The sequence below is a fragment of the Haloterrigena alkaliphila genome (genome assembly GCF_017352155.2).
GTDB classification, from domain to species: domain Archaea; phylum Halobacteriota; class Halobacteria; order Halobacteriales; family Natrialbaceae; genus Haloterrigena; species Haloterrigena alkaliphila.
The window spans coordinates 593,793-610,988 of the sequence record NZ_CP071462.1 but is presented as its reverse complement, the minus strand read 5'-3'; the positions used below and the strand labels follow the sequence as shown (position 1 = coordinate 610,988).

The window sequence follows — 17,196 nt, the reverse complement described above, 5'->3', positions numbered from 1 at the left end:
CGGGATTGGTGATCATTCTGAGCGCATTTCTGTTAGCCGTCGGTGTCGTCCTTCCCGCGAACCTCGACAGTCCGTCGCAGGCGATCGAGTCGATACTCATGCCGCTCACGTTCGTCGGACTGGGAACCATCCTGTACGGGATCGGAATGCACCTGCATCTGATGCACTTGAATCTCGTCCGCCAGTTACAGCCCGACCCCACGGACGACCGGTCGTCGCCACCCGATCCGGAGGACTGATTTCGACCCCGATGCTGTACTCGGTCCGCTCGGTTCGCACCGCCGTTTCGAACCGAGCGACGGTCTCGAGCGGTCACGAGACGGAGATCCCACGGGAATCGCGAGTACAATTATGGGCGTGCCCGTACTCGGGCGACACATGCGAGTCGCAGTCGCCGGCACGTTCGGCCCGCTACACGACGGTCATCGGAACCTGTTCGAGCACGCCCTCCGGTTCGGCGAGGACGGCGTCGTCGTCGCCCTGACCAGCGACGAGTTGGCGGTCGAGACGCGCCACGAGCCCCGCGAGATCCCGTCGTTCGACGATCGCGTCGCGGCGGTGACCGACGCCGTCGCCGAGATCGATCGGTGGGACCGCGAGGTCGAGATCCGGGAGCTCGCGGGCGAGTACGACATCGCCGAGGACGACCCCTCGATCGACGCGCTGGTCGTCTCGCCCGAGACCGCGCCCGAACTCGAGGCGATCAACGACCGCCGGCGCGACCGCGATCTCGAGCCCATCTCGGGGATCGTCGCCCCCTACGTCCTCGCCGACGACGGCGAGCGCATCTCCTCGACCCGGATCGTGAAGGGGGAGATCGACGACCGCGGGACCGTCCTCGAGTAAGCCGGACGCCCCGCGCGATCGGCCCCAGTCCGCGCCACGGTTCCGACTCGCCGGTCCTCCGTCCCAGTCTGACTTACCCGTCTTGCGCTCAGTCTGGCTCACCCGTCCCGCGTCACGGTCCCGATTCCTCGAGCGACTGCTCGCGCCAGGTCGTCCAGTCGTAGAGGCGCTCGAGTTCGCCGCCCTGCTGGCGGATGGCGACGGCGGTGTCGAAGAGGAAGGCGGCGACCAGCGTCGTGCCGACGATCCAGGCCGCGTCGGCGAGCGCGCCGTAGCCGGCGAGATAGCCCGTCACCAGATCGACGAAGACGACGGCGACGACGCAGACGATCGCCGGCAGCAGGTGTCGCGTCAGCGCGGCCAGCGTCGTTCCCTCGTGGACGCGGACGGTCTGGACGCCGTAGAGCACGGCCCACGCGGAGGTGAGGATCCAGCCGACGGCGATCACCGGCCGGGTCCAGTCGCTCTCGAGGAGGAAGGTGCCCCACCAGGCGCCGACGAAGATCGCGATGACGGCGACGTCGGCCCACGCGGGCAGCAGTTGCGACCGGCCGTCGCCCGGCCCCTCGGCGTGGTACATCGCCCGGATCCCCAGGGCCAGAAAGAGGATAAAGAACAGCACCGCCCCCTCGGCGAACAGCGAGAGCGGGTCGGACTCGAGCACCAGCGCGCCGGTGCCGGCGACGGCGTAGACGACCGCGGCGCCGAGGCCGACGAACAGGTACCACTGGGCTGCGCTGACGTCGGCCACGAGGACGTCGCGGACGTAGATCGAGGTGTAGTACAGCAGGACCACGGCCGCGACGCCGATCGCGAGGGACGCGAACAGCCGGCCGATCGCGACCGTCGTTTCGGGATCGCTGGCGTCGAACGTGATCGACGGTACCGGAACGAACATCATCGGCTGCGTGTTGATCGGCCGACTCGTAAAAGCCCACCCTCCGTTACCGCCGGACGGGAACGCGAGCGGGTCGCGAACGCGACGGTCGATGGCGCCCTCGAGTCGGGACTGATCGGGCGGTCGTGGTCACTCGCGGGAACGGGAGTCGTCAGGGAAGAAGCGGAGGGCTCGAGGGCGGTCGGGGTGGTCCCGTTCCGATTCACGCGTCCTCGTCGTAGAGGTCGCGGGTGGGTTCGCCCTGGACGTCGATCACGGCGAGGGCGCCGCGTCGCGCGGCGCGGGTGAGCGCGTGGTCGACGATTTTGACGGGGCCGGGGACGGGGAACTCCATCTCGCCGACGGTCGTCGTCCCGGGGGCGACGGGGGCGGTCTCGACGTTGCGATCGGGGTCGCTGACGAGGTCGCCGTCGCGGTAGTAGCGGCTGAAGACGTTACCGATGGGGTGGAGCGAGCTCAGCAGGTTGGGGCCGCCGTTGGCGAAGTACACGCGGGCGGTCTCGCCGGTTTTGGCCTGCATGGCGCCGTCTTCGGTGAAGCCGTAGGCCTGGCCGTTGAAGACGACGTAGGTGGGCCGTTCGGCCAGCATCGCGTCGAAGTCGAAGGTGTGGTGGCCTTCCGCGCCGACTTGGCCGTCGGTGTAGATCTCGTGTTGGCCGAGGTAGTACTCGTTGTCGACCTCGGGGAGGCCCTCTTCGGGTTCGACGAGGATCGTGCCGAACATGCCGGCGCTGATGTGGTAGTCCATGTCCGGGATCGCGCAGTGGTAGACGAACGCGCCGGCGTAGTCGGCGGTGAAGCTGATTCGGGCGGCGTCGTCGCCGGGCCCGATCGTCGTCGCTTCGGCGCCGCCGCCGGGGCCGTAGACCGCGTGGAAGTCCATGTTGTGGCTCGCGAAGTTCTCCGCTTCGGGGACCTCGAAGGTGAGGTTGACGCGGTCGCCGCGGCGCACGCGGACCATCGGACCGGGAACCTGCCCCTCGAAGGTCATGTAGGTGAACGTGACGCCGGGTTCGATCTCGGCGGTCACGTCCTGGGCCCGGATCGTGATATCGTGTTCGCGGGGCTCGGTCCAGTCGACCGGCGCGGGGATGTCGGTCGGATCGCGGGCGATCCGGTCGACGTCGACAGCCTTCGCCGCCGGCAGTCCCTGCTCGGCGGCGTCCGTTTCGTTCGCCGCACTGTCCGCCTGGGGCGCGTCGCCGCCGAGACAGCCGGCGACCGCAACGGCGCCGGCCGCACCGATCGTCTGCATGAACCGCCGTCGGTTGGCTGTAGTTAGGGTCATTGTCCTTCTCCATCTGAGTGTACGGGTGGACAAACGGTCAACCCCCTCGACGATTCCTGACCAGTAGTAATCTGAGCGACACGTCCCCCGATATCGTGGGTGTTTAAATACTCCCGAACAATGATCGGCTTCAAATCCACGGCTCGCGGCCGCTCGCTGCGGTTCGCGGTCGACCGCCAGAACGAACACGACGACGACCGAAGGAGTACGCCATGGACCCGCGCGACCTCCGCGAAACGATGCCCGCCCTCGAGTCCAGTACCTACCTGAACTGGGGTGCAGGCGGTCCCAGCCCCCGCCGCGTCGTCGAGGCGGCCGAATCGAGCCTCGAGTACCACGAGTACGAGGCGCCGACCGCCGAGGGCCAGTACCCCGCGGCGTTCGAGGCCTACGACGAGGCGCGAGCGGCCGTCGCCGGCCTGCTCGGCGCCACACCCGAGGAGATCGCACTGACCGAGAGCACGACCGACGGGATCAACCGGGTCGCGGGCGCACTCGAGTGGGACGACGACGACGTCGTCGTCAGGACGGATCTCGAGCACTCCGCGGGGATCCTCCCCTGGCAACGCCTCGAGCGCGAGCGCGGGATCGACGTGCGCGTCCTCGAGACGGAGGACGGCCGGCTGGATCTGGAGGCCGTGAAGGCGGCGGCGAGCGACGCGACGCTCTTCTGCGTGAGTTCGCTCACGTGGACCCACGGCACTCGGCTCCCGATCGCCGAGATCGTCGACATCGCTCACGAGGCCGGCGCGCTCGTCCTCGTCGACGCGGTGCAGGCTCCGGGTCAGGTCCCGGTCGACGTCCGCGAGTGGGGGGCCGACTTCGTGGTCGCCGCGGGCCACAAGTGGCTGCTCGGCCCCTTCGGCTCCGGGTTCCTCTACGCTCGCGAGGGTCTCGAGCGCGAGCGGGACCTCGTCCCCGCCGCGATCGGCTATCGGAGCGTCGTCGACGAGAACGCCGACGAGTACCGGTACGCGCCGGGCGCGCGGCGGTTCGAGGTCGCGACCGCCAGTCCCGCACCCCACGCGGGGCTGACCGAGGCCATCGCGTGTCTCGAGGAAATCGGCATCGAGGCGATCGAAGCGCGGATCGAGACGCTCACGAATCGGCTCAAAGACGGCATCGCGGACGAGCGCCTACTGAGTCCGCGGGCCTTCGAGTCCGGGTTAGTCACGATCGACGTCGACGATCCGGAGGGAACCGTCGAACGCCTCTCCGAGGAGGGGATCGTCGTCAGGTCGCTCCCCGAACCCGAGGCGATCCGGGCGTCCGTCCACGCGTTCAACACCCGCGAGGACGTCGATCGGTTGCTCGAGGCCCTCGAGACCGCGGCCCCGTGACTTCGGTCGCTCCCGGCCGCCGGGAACGGCGCTGTGGGTGTAAGTTCTTGCGGGACGTCGATAGCGTATGTTCGAACGGATCCTCGTGCCGACCGACGGGAGCGGCCCGGCGAACGCGGCCCTCGAGTTCGCCGGCGAAATCGCGGCCAGGGAGCGGCTCACCGTTCACGTCCTGCACGTGATCGATCCGGACGCGGATCCGGACGAGGCCGGCGACCTGCTCGCCGACGGCCGCGAGTGGGCCGGCGACACCGACGCGCCCGTAATCGACGAGATACAGACCGGCGAGCCCCGGGACGCGATCCTCGAGTACGCCGCGGAGTACGGGGTCGACGCGATCGTGATGGGGACCCGCGGGCGACGCGGCGTCGGGCGACTCCTGCTGGGCAGCGTGACCGAATCGGTCGTCCGCGACGCCGACGTCCCAGTTCTCGTCGTGCGGGGCGCGTCCGAGGTCAGGCGCCGCTATCCGTTCGAGACCATTCTGGTGCCGAGCGACGGCAGCGACCACGCCGAGGTCGCCCTCGAGCGCGCGCTGGCGATCGCCCGAGACCTCGACGCGACCGTTCACGTCCTCTCGGTCGTCGACGTGACGCCGGCGGGGATCGACGACCGAACCGATCTCCGACTCGAGCGACTCGAGGACTCCGCGCATCGGGTCGTCGACGAGGCCGTCGCGGCGGCCGAGGAGTCGGGGGTCGACGCGGTGAGCGCGGTCCAGTACGGGTCGACGGACCAGCGGATCCGGGCCTACGTGGACGACGTCGGCGCCGATCTGGTCGTGATGGGGACCCACGGGCGCAGCGGACTCGAGCGGCTGCTGCTGGGCAGCGCGACGGAACGAGTGTTGCGGACGGCGACGACCCCCGTGCTGACGGTTCGCGCGTCGACCGACGACTGAGCGGACCCGGGAGACTCCGGGGTCACTTGGTATCGGCTGTCCCGCTGGTCACTCGCTCTCTTCCGACTCCGAATCCGTGGCCGCCTCGAGCATCGTTCCCCGCTCCTCGAAGTACAGGGGGGCGTCGCGCTCGGCTTCGAACTCGACCACGCGGGACAGGGCCGCCTCGCCGTCGTCGACGTCGGCGTCCAGTTCCTCGGCGAGATCCGTGTAGGCCCCGGCCAGCTTCTGAAAGATCTCCATTCGGGTCTGTTTGGCCTCGAGGAGCTGTTGTTTCTCCTTGACGTCGCGCTCTACGTCCTCGAAGGCCTCGATGTCGATATCGGCGCCGGCGGGGCCGCCGGGCGTCGAGGGCGCTTCGGTCCCCTCCGTCGCCGCCGCGTGATCCTCGAGCTGGCTGCGGAGTTCGGCCATGTCCTCGTCGATCTCGGAGAGCAGGTCGTCGGCTTCCGCGCGCATCGTCTCGACGCGCCCCGAGAGCAGCCCCGCCTGCGTGTGGCAGTAGTCGACGAAGTCCTCGACCACCAGTTCGGGGTCGGTGTCGTCGCTCATGCCAGTCCGTTGGGGCTTGGAGGCGAAGTCACTTTGGACTGGCACGCGCGACGGCCGCGCGGATCTGAAATGCTAGCAGACACCACGCTACCCCGCTTTCAGACCCGTTAAGTCCTTCCGGCCACTGACTCTATCACAGTGAATCGAGCAGTGAGTCGCGAACATATGCAGACACCAGTCACCACCGAGCCATGAGTAAGGACTACATCGAGGTGCGGGGTGCGGAGGAACACAACCTCAAGGACCTCGACGTCACGATTCCCCGCGAGGAGTTCACCGTCGTCACCGGGCTCTCGGGGTCGGGCAAGTCCTCGCTGGCGTTCGAAACGATCTACGCCGAAGGGCAACGGCGGTACATCGAGAGCCTCTCGGCGTACGCCCGGAACTTCCTCGGGCAGATGGACAAGCCGCAGGTCGAGACCGTCGAGGGCCTCTCCCCGGCGATCTCGATCGACCAGAAGAACGCCGCGAACAACCCCCGATCGACGGTGGGGACCGTCACGGAGCTCCACGACTATCTGCGTCTCCTCTACGCCCGCGTCGGCACGCCCCACTGTCCCGAGTGCGGTCGGGAGGTCGGCGAGCAGTCGGCACAGAACATGGTCGAGCGCATCCTCGAGCTCCCCGAGGGGACGAAGGTCAAGCTGGCGGCGCCGGTCGTCCGCGACCAGAAGGGGGCATTCGAGGACCTCTTCGACGAACTCGTCTCGGAGGGGTACGCCCGCGTCGAGGTCGACGGCGAGGAACACGACCTCACGCTCGACAGGCCCGACCTGGACGAGAACTTCGACCACACGATCGACGTGGTCGTCGACCGCGTGAAGGTCGACACCGAGGCGCGCCCGCGGATCATCGACAGCGTCGAGACGGCGCTCGACGAAGCGGAGGGCGTCCTGAAGGTCATCCTGCCGGACGCGCCGCAGGACGTCGCGAGCGACCTGGGCGAGGCGGCCCGCCGGACGGGGGCCCTGGGCGACGAGACCGAGGAGGACGACCGCTTCGTCGTCGAGTTCTCGAAGGACCTCGCCTGCACCCACTGCGGGATCGACGTCCCCGAGATCGAGACCCGCTCGTTCTCCTTCAACTCGCCCCACGGCGCCTGTCCCGAGTGCGAGGGGCTGGGCGAGACCAAGGAGGTCGACGAGGACCTCGTCGTGCAGGACGAGTCAAAGCCGCTCAAACACGTCTTCGAGGCCTGGAGCTACAACCGCTCGTACTACCAGACCCGCCTCGACGCCGTCGCGGAGGACTTCGACGTCTCGCTGACGACGCCCTTCGAGGAACTCGACGACGACGTTCAACGGCAGTTCCTGTACGGAACCGACGAGGAGGTGCTGTTCAAGCGACGCACGAAGAACGGCACCCGCCGCAAACGCAAGCGCTTCGAGGGCGTCATCCCGAACTTAGAGCGCCGGTACCTCGAGACCGACTCGGACTCGACCCGAGAGCACATCGAGGACTACATGTCGGCGACGGAGTGTCCGGCCTGCGACGGCACCCGACTGAAGGCCGCGAGTCGGGCCGTCCTCGTCGACGGCACCGCGATCACCGAGATCAACGCGATGAGCATCGGCGACGCGCTCGAGCACTTCGAGTCGCTCGAGGCGAACTTCACCGAGCGCGAGAAGGTGATCGCCGAGGAGATCTTAAAGGAGATCCGCGCGCGACTGGGCTTCATGTGCGAGGTCGGCCTCGAGTACCTCACGCTCGACCGGGAGGCCGCGACGCTGTCGGGCGGGGAGAGCCAGCGCATTCGCCTCGCCACGCAAATCGGTTCCGGCCTCGTCGGCGTCCTCTACGTCCTCGACGAGCCATCGATCGGGCTCCACCAGCGCGACAACGATCGCCTGCTCGACACCCTCGAGGAACTGCGCGACCTCGGGAACACCCTCATCGTCGTCGAGCACGACGAGGAGACGATGCGCCGGGCGGACCAGGTCATCGATATGGGGCCCGGCCCCGGCAAGCGCGGCGGCGAGGTCGTCGCCAACGGGCCCGTCGAGGAGGTCAAGGCGACCGAAGGCTCCGTGACCGGCGATTACCTCTCCGGTCGAAAGCAGATTCCGGTGCCCGACGAGCGACGCGACCCCGACGGGGCGCTGACGATCCGCGGCGCCCGCCAGCACAACCTCGACGACGTCGACGTCGACATCCCGCTGGGCAACTTCACGGCGATCACGGGCGTCTCGGGCTCGGGCAAGTCGACGCTGATGCACGAGGTGCTCTACAAGGGCCTCGCGCGCGAGATGAACGACAACACGAGCGTGATTCCGGGCGACCACGACGCTCTCGAGGGCCTCGAGGAGATCGAGACCGTGCGCCTGATCGACCAGTCGCCGATCGGTCGGACTCCCCGATCCAATCCGGCGACGTACACCAACGTCTTCGACTACATCCGCGAACTGTTCGCCTCGACGAAGCTGGCGAAACAGCGCGGCTACGAGAAGGGGCGCTTCTCGTTCAACGTCAAGGGCGGCCGCTGCGAGGAGTGTGGCGGGCAGGGCACCGTCAAGATCGAGATGAACTTCCTGAGCGACGTCTACGTCCCCTGCGAGGAGTGCGACGGCGCTCGCTACAACGACGCCACGCTGGACGTCACCTACAAGGGCAAGACCATCGCCGACGTCCTCGACATGGAGGTCGAAGAGGCCTACGAGTTCTTCGAGTCCTCGAGTCAGCTCCGGCGGCGGCTCCAGTTGCTGAAGGACGTCGGGTTGGGCTACATGACGCTCGGCCAGCCCTCGACGACGCTCTCCGGCGGGGAGGCCCAGCGGATCAAACTCGCCGAGGAACTCGGCAAGAAGGACACGGGCGAGACGCTCTACCTGCTCGACGAGCCCACCACCGGGTTGCACAGCGAGGACGAGCGCAAACTCATCGACGTGCTCCACCGGCTGACCGACAACGGCAACACCATCGTCGTCATCGAACACGAACTCGATCTCGTGAAGAACGCCGACCACGTCATCGATCTCGGCCCCGAGGGCGGCGAGAACGGCGGCGAAGTCGTCGCCACCGGGACGCCCGAGGACGTAGCTCGCCTCGAGGACTCCCACACCGGTCGCTACCTGCGTGACCTGCTTCCGAAGGTGGACCTCGAGGGACCCCGCGGCGAGCGCGTCGAACCCGTGTCGGCGCCGCTGGACGACGACTGATACCGCCGCTGCCGCTTCGGGTTCCGTTCTCTCCCGCTTCCGGTTCCGATTCCGCTCTCGGTTCCGATCCCGATCGCCGCGTTTCCAGTACTCGCGATCGGCAGCGACGCGACTCGAGTACGCGGCCGGCGGGCCGAACGGGTATCGACGGCTCGCGTTTCGCCGCCGATCCGAACGGTTAACGATGGCCGCGGCTGAATCGACGCCCGATGAACACCCGAAAGGCCGTCGTCCGCCGCGGACTCGCGGGCGGCGGTGTCGCGACGCTCCTGCTGGCCGTCGCCTTCGTCGCCGCGCTCGGCGTCCCGACGACGCCCTCGAGGCTCGCGATCGTCGCGTGGCTGGTCGCCGTCGGCGGCGGCATGCTCGCCGCCGGCCGCCGAGAGCGCGTTTCGGTCGGCTCGACGACCCTCGAGTGGCCCCGCGTCGCCGCGATCGCGATCGCGACGCTGGCGGTCGGCTGGGGCGGTATCAGCGCCGCGAGCCTCCGTGCGGGCGACGGCATCACGGGTCTCGGCCCGCTCGAGGCCGTCCTCACCGTCGCCATGGTCGGCTACTTCGCGTGGTTCGCCCGCGAGTGCTGGCTCGGCGGCGCCCTGATCGACGCGGAGACGTTCGCCGTCGAATGATCGCTCGAGCGATCGGTACTCGTCCGCGGACTGTCGGCTGTCGGGATGAGTTCGAGTTATCGTCCGGAAACCTGTTCGAAACAATTTAACCGATCAAGGGCCTGCCACGCCCTTTTAGCCGCGGCAGTGGTACGATGTCACGTGACTCGAGACGTCCGCCGGGCGACGACCGACGACGTCTGGGCGATCCAGCAGACGGCCCGCGAGAGCTGGCACGCCGTCTACGACGACGTGCTGGGACCGGCGACGGTCGACGACGTCGTCGACGACTGGTACGCGCTGGGCGACCTCGAGTCGACGATCGGTGACGCTCGCGGCCGCGACGACGTCGCGTTTCTCGTCGCCGAGCCGACCGCCGGCGGCGACGGTCGGGACCGAACTGACGGCGGCCGGGACCCGACCGCGGCGGTACCCGTCGGGTTCGCACACGCCGTTCCGTGGCCGGAGAACACGTCCGTCGCGTACCTGGCCGGCCTCTACGTCAGGCCCGGTCGATGGGGCGAGGGAACCGGAACCGCCCTGCTCGAGTCCCTCGAGGCGTCACTCGACGGCCCCTTCGGCCGCGTCCGCTCGGCCGTACTTGCGGCCAACGACGTCGGAGTCTCGTTCGCCGAGTCGGCCGGCTTCGAACGGATCGGGACGCGAGAGACGGGTCTGGCCGAAGGTCTCGAGGAGCGCGTCTACGAGAAGGGGCTCTGAGCGCGACGCGGCTCCGGTGGATTTTCGTTCGATAGTTCACACGTCGTCCTATGGAGTGGAGCGTTCGTCCGGCCGCGCCGGACGCGGCACCGACCGTTCGCGAGATCGCCCGCGAGAGCTGGCACGCCGCCTACGACGAGTTCCTGAGCCCGGAGACGGTCGACGAGGTCACCGACGAGTGGTACGCGATCGACGCCCTCGAGGACTCGATCGCGGCGGCGCTCGAGCGGAGCGATCGAACGTTCCTCCTCGCCGTTCCGAACGCGGCCGGCGAAACGAACGCGATGGACGCCGACGAATCCAGTGCGACGGGCGGGGACGACGGAGCGAGTGCGATGGGTGCGGACGACGCGGCGAGCGCAACGGACGTCGCCGGGTTCGCTCACGCGGGCGTGCCGAAAGACGCCGACGCCGCCACGCTGTTCCGGCTCTACGTTCGGACGGACCTGTGGGGCGAGGGAGCCGGCACCGCCCTGCTCGAGCGCGTCGAAACCGACCTCCGGCCGGTCTGCGACCGGCTGCGGCTGACCGCCTTCGCGGCCAACGCGGTCGGCGTCTCGTTCTACGAATCCGCCGGGTTCGAGCGCCTCGAGACGCGAGCGTCAGATCTGGGTGACGGGCTCGAGGAACGCGTCTACGAGAAGGGACTCTGACCGATTCGCGTCGGGACCGCGATCCGATCGGTTCACTAACCGAACCGTTACGGGGGTTCGGACGGTCTGTGGTAGCATGCCGACCGGACAGACGTTCGACGCCGACGGCGTTCGGATCGCGTACGACGATATCGACCCCGAGGAGGCCCCCGACGCGCCGTCGATCGTCCTCGTTCACGGGTTCGCCTCGAGTCGCGCAAATAACTGGCGCGACCTCGGCTGGGACGAGACGCTGCTCGAGGCGGGGCGGCGCGTGATCGCCTTCGATTGTCGGGGCCACGGCGAGAGCGGGAAACCCCACGACCCGGCGGCCTACGAGACCGACGTGATGGCGGCGGACGTGGTCCGCCTGCTGGATCACCTCGAGATCGAGCGGGCCGACTTCCTGGGCTACTCGATGGGCGGTCGAATCGGCACGGAGGCGCTGTACCGCCACCCGGAGCGGTTCAACGCCGCCGTGTTGGCCGGTATCGGCGCGGCGACGCTCGAGCCGAGCGACGCCGGCGACCGGATCGCCGACGGACTCCTGGCCGACGATCCGGCGGACGTGACGGATCCCCTCGGCGAGCGGTTTCGAACCTTCGCCGAACTGAACGACAACGACCTCGAGGCGCTGGCGGCCTGCGCTCGAACGCGAACGGCGCCCGCCGGTTGGGAAGAGATCGCGCAGGTCGAGCACCCGGTGTTGATCGTGGCCGGCGAACACGACGACATCACCGGCGATCCGCGGGAACTCGCGGACGGCTTCCCCGACGGCGAGGCCGTCGTCGTCGACGACGCCGACCACCTGACGACGGTTCCCGACGAGCAGTTTACGGACGTCGTGCTCGAGTTTCTCGAACGAGAGGGAGTGTAGATCGAACTCGGTACCGTTTGCACACTCACGTAACGGCTGTACGGGCCCGTCTGTACAGCGGGGGTTGACGACTCGAGTACGCTGCTCTCGTGGCAACGGGGAATCGCCACGCCCTCCCCAACCGATTCGCTCGCTCCTTTCAGTCGCTCACTCATCCCTCGCACGGAGTTCTCGTCCGCCCTCACTCTCGTTCGGACGGACGAAAGCGCGCGCCACCGCACGTGGTTCGATCGAGTAGCGGGAAAATAGGTCGAATACCGACTGCTACAGCGTCTTCTCCGCTTCGTCCTCGTCTACGATTTCGATTCCACGGTTGTTGACCGCCATCGGATCGAGACCGACCTCCTGGAGGAAGTTCTTGTACTCGCGCTCGCACTGCTCGGCGTCCTTCTGCTTGTCGCTGGCGCGGTCGCAGAGTTCGATCAGGTTCTCGGGGACGTCGTTCTGGTAGACGATCCAGTGGTTGATCAGGTCCGAGAGCCGGCGGATGGGGCTGGTGAAGTGGCCGTAGATCTCGAAGTTCAGCGCGTGGTGGCCGCCGAACGGGTCGTTCATGTACTTCGCGCGGGGCATCACCTTCATCACGGCCCACTGGATCTTGTCGAGTTGCCGGCCGGGCGCGTCCTCGAGCGTCGCGTTGACGGCCTTCCGGGGGTCGTCCCAGGTGTCACCGGGGATCGAGACGCCGTCCAGATCCTGGATCTCCCGGAGGGCCTCGGACCACTCGTCGGGGCTGGGCTGGGGGTGGACGCGGTACATCGCCTCGACGCCGCGATTCCACATGAGTTCGTGCGTGACGGCCTTGTTGGCCTTCAGCATGCACTCCTCGATGATGGTGTGGGCGCGGTCGCGGGCGGGGTTGAGGACCAGCGACCCGTCCTCCTTGCGCTGCTCGTGCATGCGGTTCGCGACCTCGTAGACCAGTTTGTTCTCCTCGTGGAGGTCAGCATCGGGGTCCTCGAGGCGGTTCTCCGCCTGCGAGTAGGTCAGCCGTTCGTCGGACTCGATGACCGACTTGTAGATGTCGATGGTCTCGTAGCCCAGGTTCTCCTTGTCGAGGTGCATCTCGACGGTGTGGGCCAGTCGATCCTCGTTGGGAACCAGTGAACAGACCGTCTCGGCCAGCACCGGCGGGAGCATGTGGATGGTGTAGCCCGGCAGGTAGACCGTGTTCCCGCGCTCGACGGCCTCGTCCCACATCGCCGTGTCGGGATTGACGTAGTGGGTGACGTCGGCGATGTGGACCCAGAGGACGTACTCGTCCTCGCGCTCCTCGATCGAGAGCGCGTCGTCGAAGTCCTGGGCGTCGATCGGGTCCGTCGTCCACGTCGTCAGATCGCGCAGGTCCGTTCGCTCGTCGATCTCCTCCTCGATCTCGGCCATCACGCCCTCGGTTCGGGCCTCGGCCTCCTCGAGGACGGCGGTCGGAAACTCGTCGCGGATCTCGAACTTCTCGAAGAGGTCCTCGCGCTTGTTCTCGAGGTGGCGTGCGAGGTCTTCCGAGATCTCGACGGGGCCCTGGCCTTCGGCCGTCCCGGCGTCGGCCTGTGCGTCGTTACTCATAGGGAGGGGTACGGACGAAAGAGTGAAAGTCGTGTCGGGACGGGACCGGGAATCAGGACTCCTCCTCGAGCGTCCCGTATCGCTCCTCGACGGTCTGTAGATAGCCCGCGAGGAAGGCCTCCCGGTCGACGTCGCCGGCCTCGAGTTCGACGAGGAGGGCCTCGAGTTCGTCCCGCGGGTGGTGACAGAGGTCGCCGTGGCAGGATTTGCAGAGGTACTCGAAGGCCTTGTCCTCGCGGTTCCAGCGATCGCCGTGTTTGTCGTACTCGCGGGCCGTCGATCGGGTGATCCGATCGCCACACGCGAGACACGTCACCGTCTCAGCGCGGTTCCGGGAGGGCCACATGCGTACGACGACGCCGTGCTAGCACTTAGCGATTACCACACTCGTCGTTCCGGCCGACTCTCAGGCCGTCCGATCGGTCGCCGGAACGGGCCTTTTATCTCCGGACCACCCGTTGGCCCGGGTATGCAGGTCAAGTCTCGACACCACCTCCGGAGCGACGCCGTCTCGGACGTCGAAGCCGCGCTCGAGGACCAGCTCGGCGTGTCGCCGGCGGGCGACGCCTACGAACGCGTGGAGTTCGAGGAGACCGACTGGGAGGTCGTCCTCATCGACGGCGAACCGCAGGTCGCGTACTTCGACGACGAGCCGTTCGTGACGGTCAGAGGGGCCAACGCCTACGAACCCGAGAAGCGGCTGGTGACCGTCGACGCCGGCGCGGTCTCGTTCGTCAGCGACGGCGCGGACGTGATGCGGCCCGGGATCACCGAGGCGACCGCGGACATCTCGCCGGACGACCTGGTGGTCATCGCCGAGGAGTCCCACGGGAAGGTGCTGGCCGTCGGCCGCGCCCGCGTCGACGGCGACGACATGACCGGAAGCGAGGGGAAAGTCGTCGACTCGCTGCACCACGTCGGCGACGATCTCTACGAGTTCTCTGGATAAGTCGTCGCGACCGGCCTCGTTTTACAGACGGTATCGCCGCGATCGAACGACAGATCGGTACTCCGTGTCTCGCCGCTCGAGCCGTCAGGCTTCCGAACGGTGGCGCGCGCTGTCGACCGGCCGAGAGGATTCGAGGGCGGTCGACGATCTCGTGCGAGGGATGAGTGAGCGACCGTTGGGAGCGAACGAATCGGTTGGGGAGGGTGTGGCAATTCCGTGCTGCCACGGTGTGCAGGGTTCTCCTTTCCATTACGATCTCGCTCGAGGACGGCGTTCAATCCGGCTCCGAATTCTCTGTGAAGTCAGCGTCTCTCGTGAAGTGTCGATTTCCCGATCGTTTACCGATCTGCCCGATACCGCTCCCGCACCACTTGCTGTCGTGGCAGCGGGGATTTCCACGACCTCCCCAACCGATTCGCTCACTCACTGTCGTTCGAAAGACGCTTCGCGTCTTCCACGCAGTCGCTCGTGTTCCTCGCGACGACCTCGCGCAGTGTCATACGATCGACCCTCGCTTCGCTCGGGTCGATCGATAGCGCGCGCCACAGCACAACCGACGCCGCGGCGCTGGCGCACTGCGATTCGAGTTCGCGCGTCCGGAACCCGTCTCGCTCGAGCGGCTACTCGTCGAGGTCCTCGAGCGAGTCGTCCTCGAAGGCATCTCCGTAGCGCGCGAGCGTGTCGACGTACCCTCGCCTCGCGAGGGCGTACGTCTCCCGCAGGTCGTCGACGGGGGTCTCGGTCGCGTCGACGCGGAGGTCGTTGTACGGCGGCACGACGTCGCGGTGTTCGGTCGTCGCGACCGCGACCGCAGCGCTCTGGATCGGGAGCTCCTCGCGCTTGTCGCCGCCCTCGAGGTAACCCGCGGCGAGGGCGTCGATCAGGCGCTTCGCGAGCGGGTCGGTTTCGGCCTCGTCGGTGACGCTCTCCGGGCCCGTCCACGGGTCGGTCGTCTCGTGGACGGCGTTTTCCGCGTAGTTCGCGGCGGTCGCCTCGAGGACGGCCTCGCCGGTCAGCATGTTGCCGGCGACGGTGAAGTGCTCGCGCTCCTCGTGGCCGAACCAGTCGACGCACTCCGCGCCGGAGAAGGCGAAGGTTCCCTCGCGGCCGACGCCGTGGAGCTGTCGCTGCGGCGCGGCGTCGTCGGCGTTGAGCAGCGCCTCGAGCGCGTCGTCGACCGCGAGGCCGTCCTCGAGGTACGCGAGGCCGCGCTCGCCGAGGTCGACGTTGACGAGGCTCTGGGTCGCGACGGCGCCGTCCTCGCCGACGAACGGGCAGAGGGTACCGACGCCGGGCAGGCGGGTCGTGACGGCGACCCCGAAGCGGTGGTGAGAGTCGCCCTCAGTCGTCTCGTAGGCTTCGCGAACGCAGATGCTGAAGGTCACGGGTTCTCCGTCGTGCTTCGAGACCAAAAATACGGGGACGGTGATCGGTACAACGGGAACATACCGATCAGTGCGCGGGCGCGTCACCGCGACCGTCGCCCGTGTCGGCACTGGTACGAATCGGGACGGACGATCACTGCGTCCTGACAGTGCGTCTGACGTAAGAACTATACTGGCGGCCCCGGTGGGTTACGCCAATGGGACTCATGAGCAAAATCCTCGGTGGGGGGCAATCCCGCACGGCCGAGGACTACGTCGAACTGGATCTCGACGATACCTCCGCGGACTCGGCCGAGGCGGCCATGCAGGTGCACATCGCCGAGATCAGCGACCAGACCGACGCGATCGACATCAAAGACGCCGTCTACGACGGCGACATCGTCATCGCGGACATCACCCGCCTGCGAACCGCGGACAGCACCGTCGAGCACATCGTCGACGAACTCCGCCAGGTCGCCCAGGAGGTCGACGGCGACATCGTCCGGAAGGGCGACGACCAGATGATCATCACGCCGACCGGCGTCCACATCAGCCGCGAAAAACTCGGGCAGCGGGCCTGACCGAACTGCGACCGTTCTTCTTCGATTCGCCGACCGTCGGGGTCGGCGGTTCTCGTCTCCTCCGAACGCGAACGCATTCGGCGCACGCGCCGGCGTTCCTCGTAGAATCCAGCGCCAGCGACGATTCGTGTCGAGCAGTCCGGAGGCGTTCGGTGTTTCCACTCGCCGGGAATTCCGGTGGCGGGTTATTACGATCGGGATGTAACGCACTTGCATGACCGGGTTTCGAGCAACAGTCGTCGTTCAGGATCCCGCGAACTGCCCGATCGCCGACGCGTCGACGGCGACGGACGAGCCGATCACCTCCGTCACGCGTTCGCGCGCCTCGAGCGACGGGACGGTCGTCGAGGAGTTCGGCGTCGCCGCCGGATCCGCCGAGGCGGCCGACGCCGGCACGGCGACCGAGCTAACGCCCGTCCAGGCCAACGAGCGGGAGGCCGTCTACCGGTTCGAGCGCGAGGCCGACGCCGACTGCGCGTGCGAGGTCGTCGAACTGACCGGGACGCCGGTCTCCTCCGTCAGCGCGGAGGACGGCGCCCTGCAACTGACCTTCCGGACGCTCGAGCTGAGCGAGATCGCCGAGATCGTCGACGATCTCCGGGAGTGGTTCGACGGCGTCCTCGTCGAGGAACTGACCCAGGACCACGACGAGGAGACGACGGATCCGATCCTCGTCGATCGGGACGTGTTGACGGCGCGACAGCGGGAGATCCTCGAGACGGCCCACGAGATGGGCTACTTCGAGTATCCCAAGGGGGCGAACGCGACCGACGTCGCCGAGGAACTCGACATCGCCCGGTCGACGTTTACCGAGCATCTCGCCGCGGCGCAGACGAAGCTCCTGAACGCGTTACTCGAAAAATAGTGGAAACTAATTCGGTAATAGATAATTCGGTACACGTTCGTCTACTTCGAAACCCGT

General features: G+C 67.6%; 18 protein-coding genes. 12 read left to right on the top strand and 6 right to left on the bottom strand.

From position 1 onward, the window contains the following. Positions 1–8: 8 nt before the first annotated feature. Together J0X25_RS21845 and J0X25_RS21840 are read left to right on the top strand one after the other, a co-directional pair. Positions 9–239, top strand: coding sequence for a hypothetical protein (locus J0X25_RS21845; protein ID WP_226776987.1), 231 nt, complete (start codon positions 9–11; stop codon positions 237–239). Positions 240–378: 139 nt separating this feature from the next. After that, complete coding sequence (locus J0X25_RS21840; RefSeq protein WP_207289553.1) at positions 379–846, top strand: phosphopantetheine adenylyltransferase; 468 nt, start codon at positions 379–381, stop codon at positions 844–846. A gap of 112 nt (positions 847–958) precedes the next feature. Here J0X25_RS21840 and J0X25_RS21835 read toward each other — a convergent pair whose 3' ends face one another. Next, positions 959–1,747 (bottom strand): hypothetical protein, encoded by a 789-nt coding sequence (locus J0X25_RS21835; protein WP_207289552.1) that lies wholly within the window; start codon positions 1,745–1,747, stop codon positions 959–961. Between the two features lie 199 nt (positions 1,748–1,946). Further along, a complete protein-coding gene (nirK, locus tag J0X25_RS21830) occupies positions 1,947–2,999 on the bottom strand; it encodes a copper-containing nitrite reductase (RefSeq protein ID WP_207290843.1) in 1,053 nt (350 codons plus the stop codon). Between the two features lie 245 nt (positions 3,000–3,244). On the opposite strand from nirK, the gene J0X25_RS21825 reads away from it, so the two are divergent. Both J0X25_RS21825 and J0X25_RS21820 read left to right on the top strand, forming a co-directional pair. After that, entirely contained in the window at positions 3,245–4,372 is a 1,128-nt protein-coding gene (locus J0X25_RS21825) for an aminotransferase class V-fold PLP-dependent enzyme (RefSeq protein WP_207289551.1), read from the top strand. A 67-nt stretch (positions 4,373–4,439) separates the two neighbouring features. Next, complete coding sequence (locus tag J0X25_RS21820) at positions 4,440–5,273, top strand: universal stress protein (RefSeq protein WP_207289550.1); 834 nt, start codon at positions 4,440–4,442, stop codon at positions 5,271–5,273. A gap of 48 nt (positions 5,274–5,321) precedes the next feature. On the opposite strand, the gene J0X25_RS21815 is transcribed toward J0X25_RS21820, so the two are convergent. Continuing rightward, positions 5,322–5,825 (bottom strand): hypothetical protein, encoded by a 504-nt coding sequence (locus tag J0X25_RS21815; protein ID WP_207289549.1) that lies wholly within the window; start codon positions 5,823–5,825, stop codon positions 5,322–5,324. Between the two features lie 191 nt (positions 5,826–6,016). Here J0X25_RS21815 and uvrA point away from each other — a divergent pair, with 191 nt between their 5' ends. From uvrA to J0X25_RS21790, 5 genes are all read left to right on the top strand, one after another. Continuing rightward, positions 6,017–8,980, top strand: coding sequence for an excinuclease ABC subunit UvrA (uvrA, locus tag J0X25_RS21810; protein WP_207289548.1), 2,964 nt, complete (start codon positions 6,017–6,019; stop codon positions 8,978–8,980). 209 nt (positions 8,981–9,189) lie between these two features. After that, a complete protein-coding gene (locus tag J0X25_RS21805) occupies positions 9,190–9,609 on the top strand; it encodes a DUF7994 family protein (protein ID WP_207289547.1) in 420 nt (139 codons plus the stop codon). A gap of 141 nt (positions 9,610–9,750) precedes the next feature. Continuing rightward, positions 9,751–10,308 carry a GNAT family N-acetyltransferase gene (locus tag J0X25_RS21800; RefSeq protein WP_207289546.1) on the top strand — a complete coding sequence of 186 codons (558 nt, stop codon included), beginning with the start codon at positions 9,751–9,753 and terminating at the stop codon, positions 10,306–10,308. 50 nt (positions 10,309–10,358) lie between these two features. Beyond that, on the top strand, positions 10,359–10,961 hold the full coding sequence (locus J0X25_RS21795; protein WP_207289545.1) for a GNAT family N-acetyltransferase: 603 nt from the start codon (positions 10,359–10,361) through the stop codon (positions 10,959–10,961). A 76-nt stretch (positions 10,962–11,037) separates the two neighbouring features. Next, entirely contained in the window at positions 11,038–11,817 is a 780-nt protein-coding gene (locus J0X25_RS21790; protein ID WP_207289544.1) for an alpha/beta fold hydrolase, read from the top strand. Positions 11,818–12,081: 264 nt separating this feature from the next. Here the strand turns inward: J0X25_RS21790 and J0X25_RS21785 are convergent, their stop codons facing one another. Beyond that, positions 12,082–13,380: an RNB domain-containing ribonuclease gene (locus tag J0X25_RS21785; RefSeq protein ID WP_207289543.1), complete on the bottom strand. Its 1,299-nt coding sequence runs from the start codon at positions 13,378–13,380 to the stop codon at positions 12,082–12,084. A 52-nt stretch (positions 13,381–13,432) separates the two neighbouring features. Further along, entirely contained in the window at positions 13,433–13,726 is a 294-nt protein-coding gene (locus tag J0X25_RS21780) for a DUF7562 family protein (RefSeq protein ID WP_207289542.1), read from the bottom strand. Between the two features lie 123 nt (positions 13,727–13,849). On the opposite strand from J0X25_RS21780, the gene J0X25_RS21775 reads away from it, so the two are divergent. Next, positions 13,850–14,329, top strand: a complete 480-nt coding sequence (locus J0X25_RS21775) for an RNA-binding protein (protein WP_207289541.1) — start codon at positions 13,850–13,852, stop codon at positions 14,327–14,329. Positions 14,330–14,949: 620 nt separating this feature from the next. Here J0X25_RS21775 and J0X25_RS21770 read toward each other — a convergent pair. Then, positions 14,950–15,714, bottom strand: a complete 765-nt coding sequence (locus J0X25_RS21770) for a DUF1028 domain-containing protein (protein WP_207289540.1) — start codon at positions 15,712–15,714, stop codon at positions 14,950–14,952. 197 nt (positions 15,715–15,911) lie between these two features. On the opposite strand from J0X25_RS21770, the gene J0X25_RS21765 reads away from it, so the two are divergent. Continuing rightward, positions 15,912–16,274 carry a cell division protein SepF gene (locus J0X25_RS21765; protein WP_207289539.1) on the top strand — a complete coding sequence of 121 codons (363 nt, stop codon included), beginning with the start codon at positions 15,912–15,914 and terminating at the stop codon, positions 16,272–16,274. Positions 16,275–16,488: 214 nt separating this feature from the next. After that, positions 16,489–17,139: a helix-turn-helix domain-containing protein gene (locus J0X25_RS21760; protein ID WP_207289538.1), complete on the top strand. Its 651-nt coding sequence runs from the start codon at positions 16,489–16,491 to the stop codon at positions 17,137–17,139. Positions 17,140–17,196 lie beyond the last annotated feature (57 nt).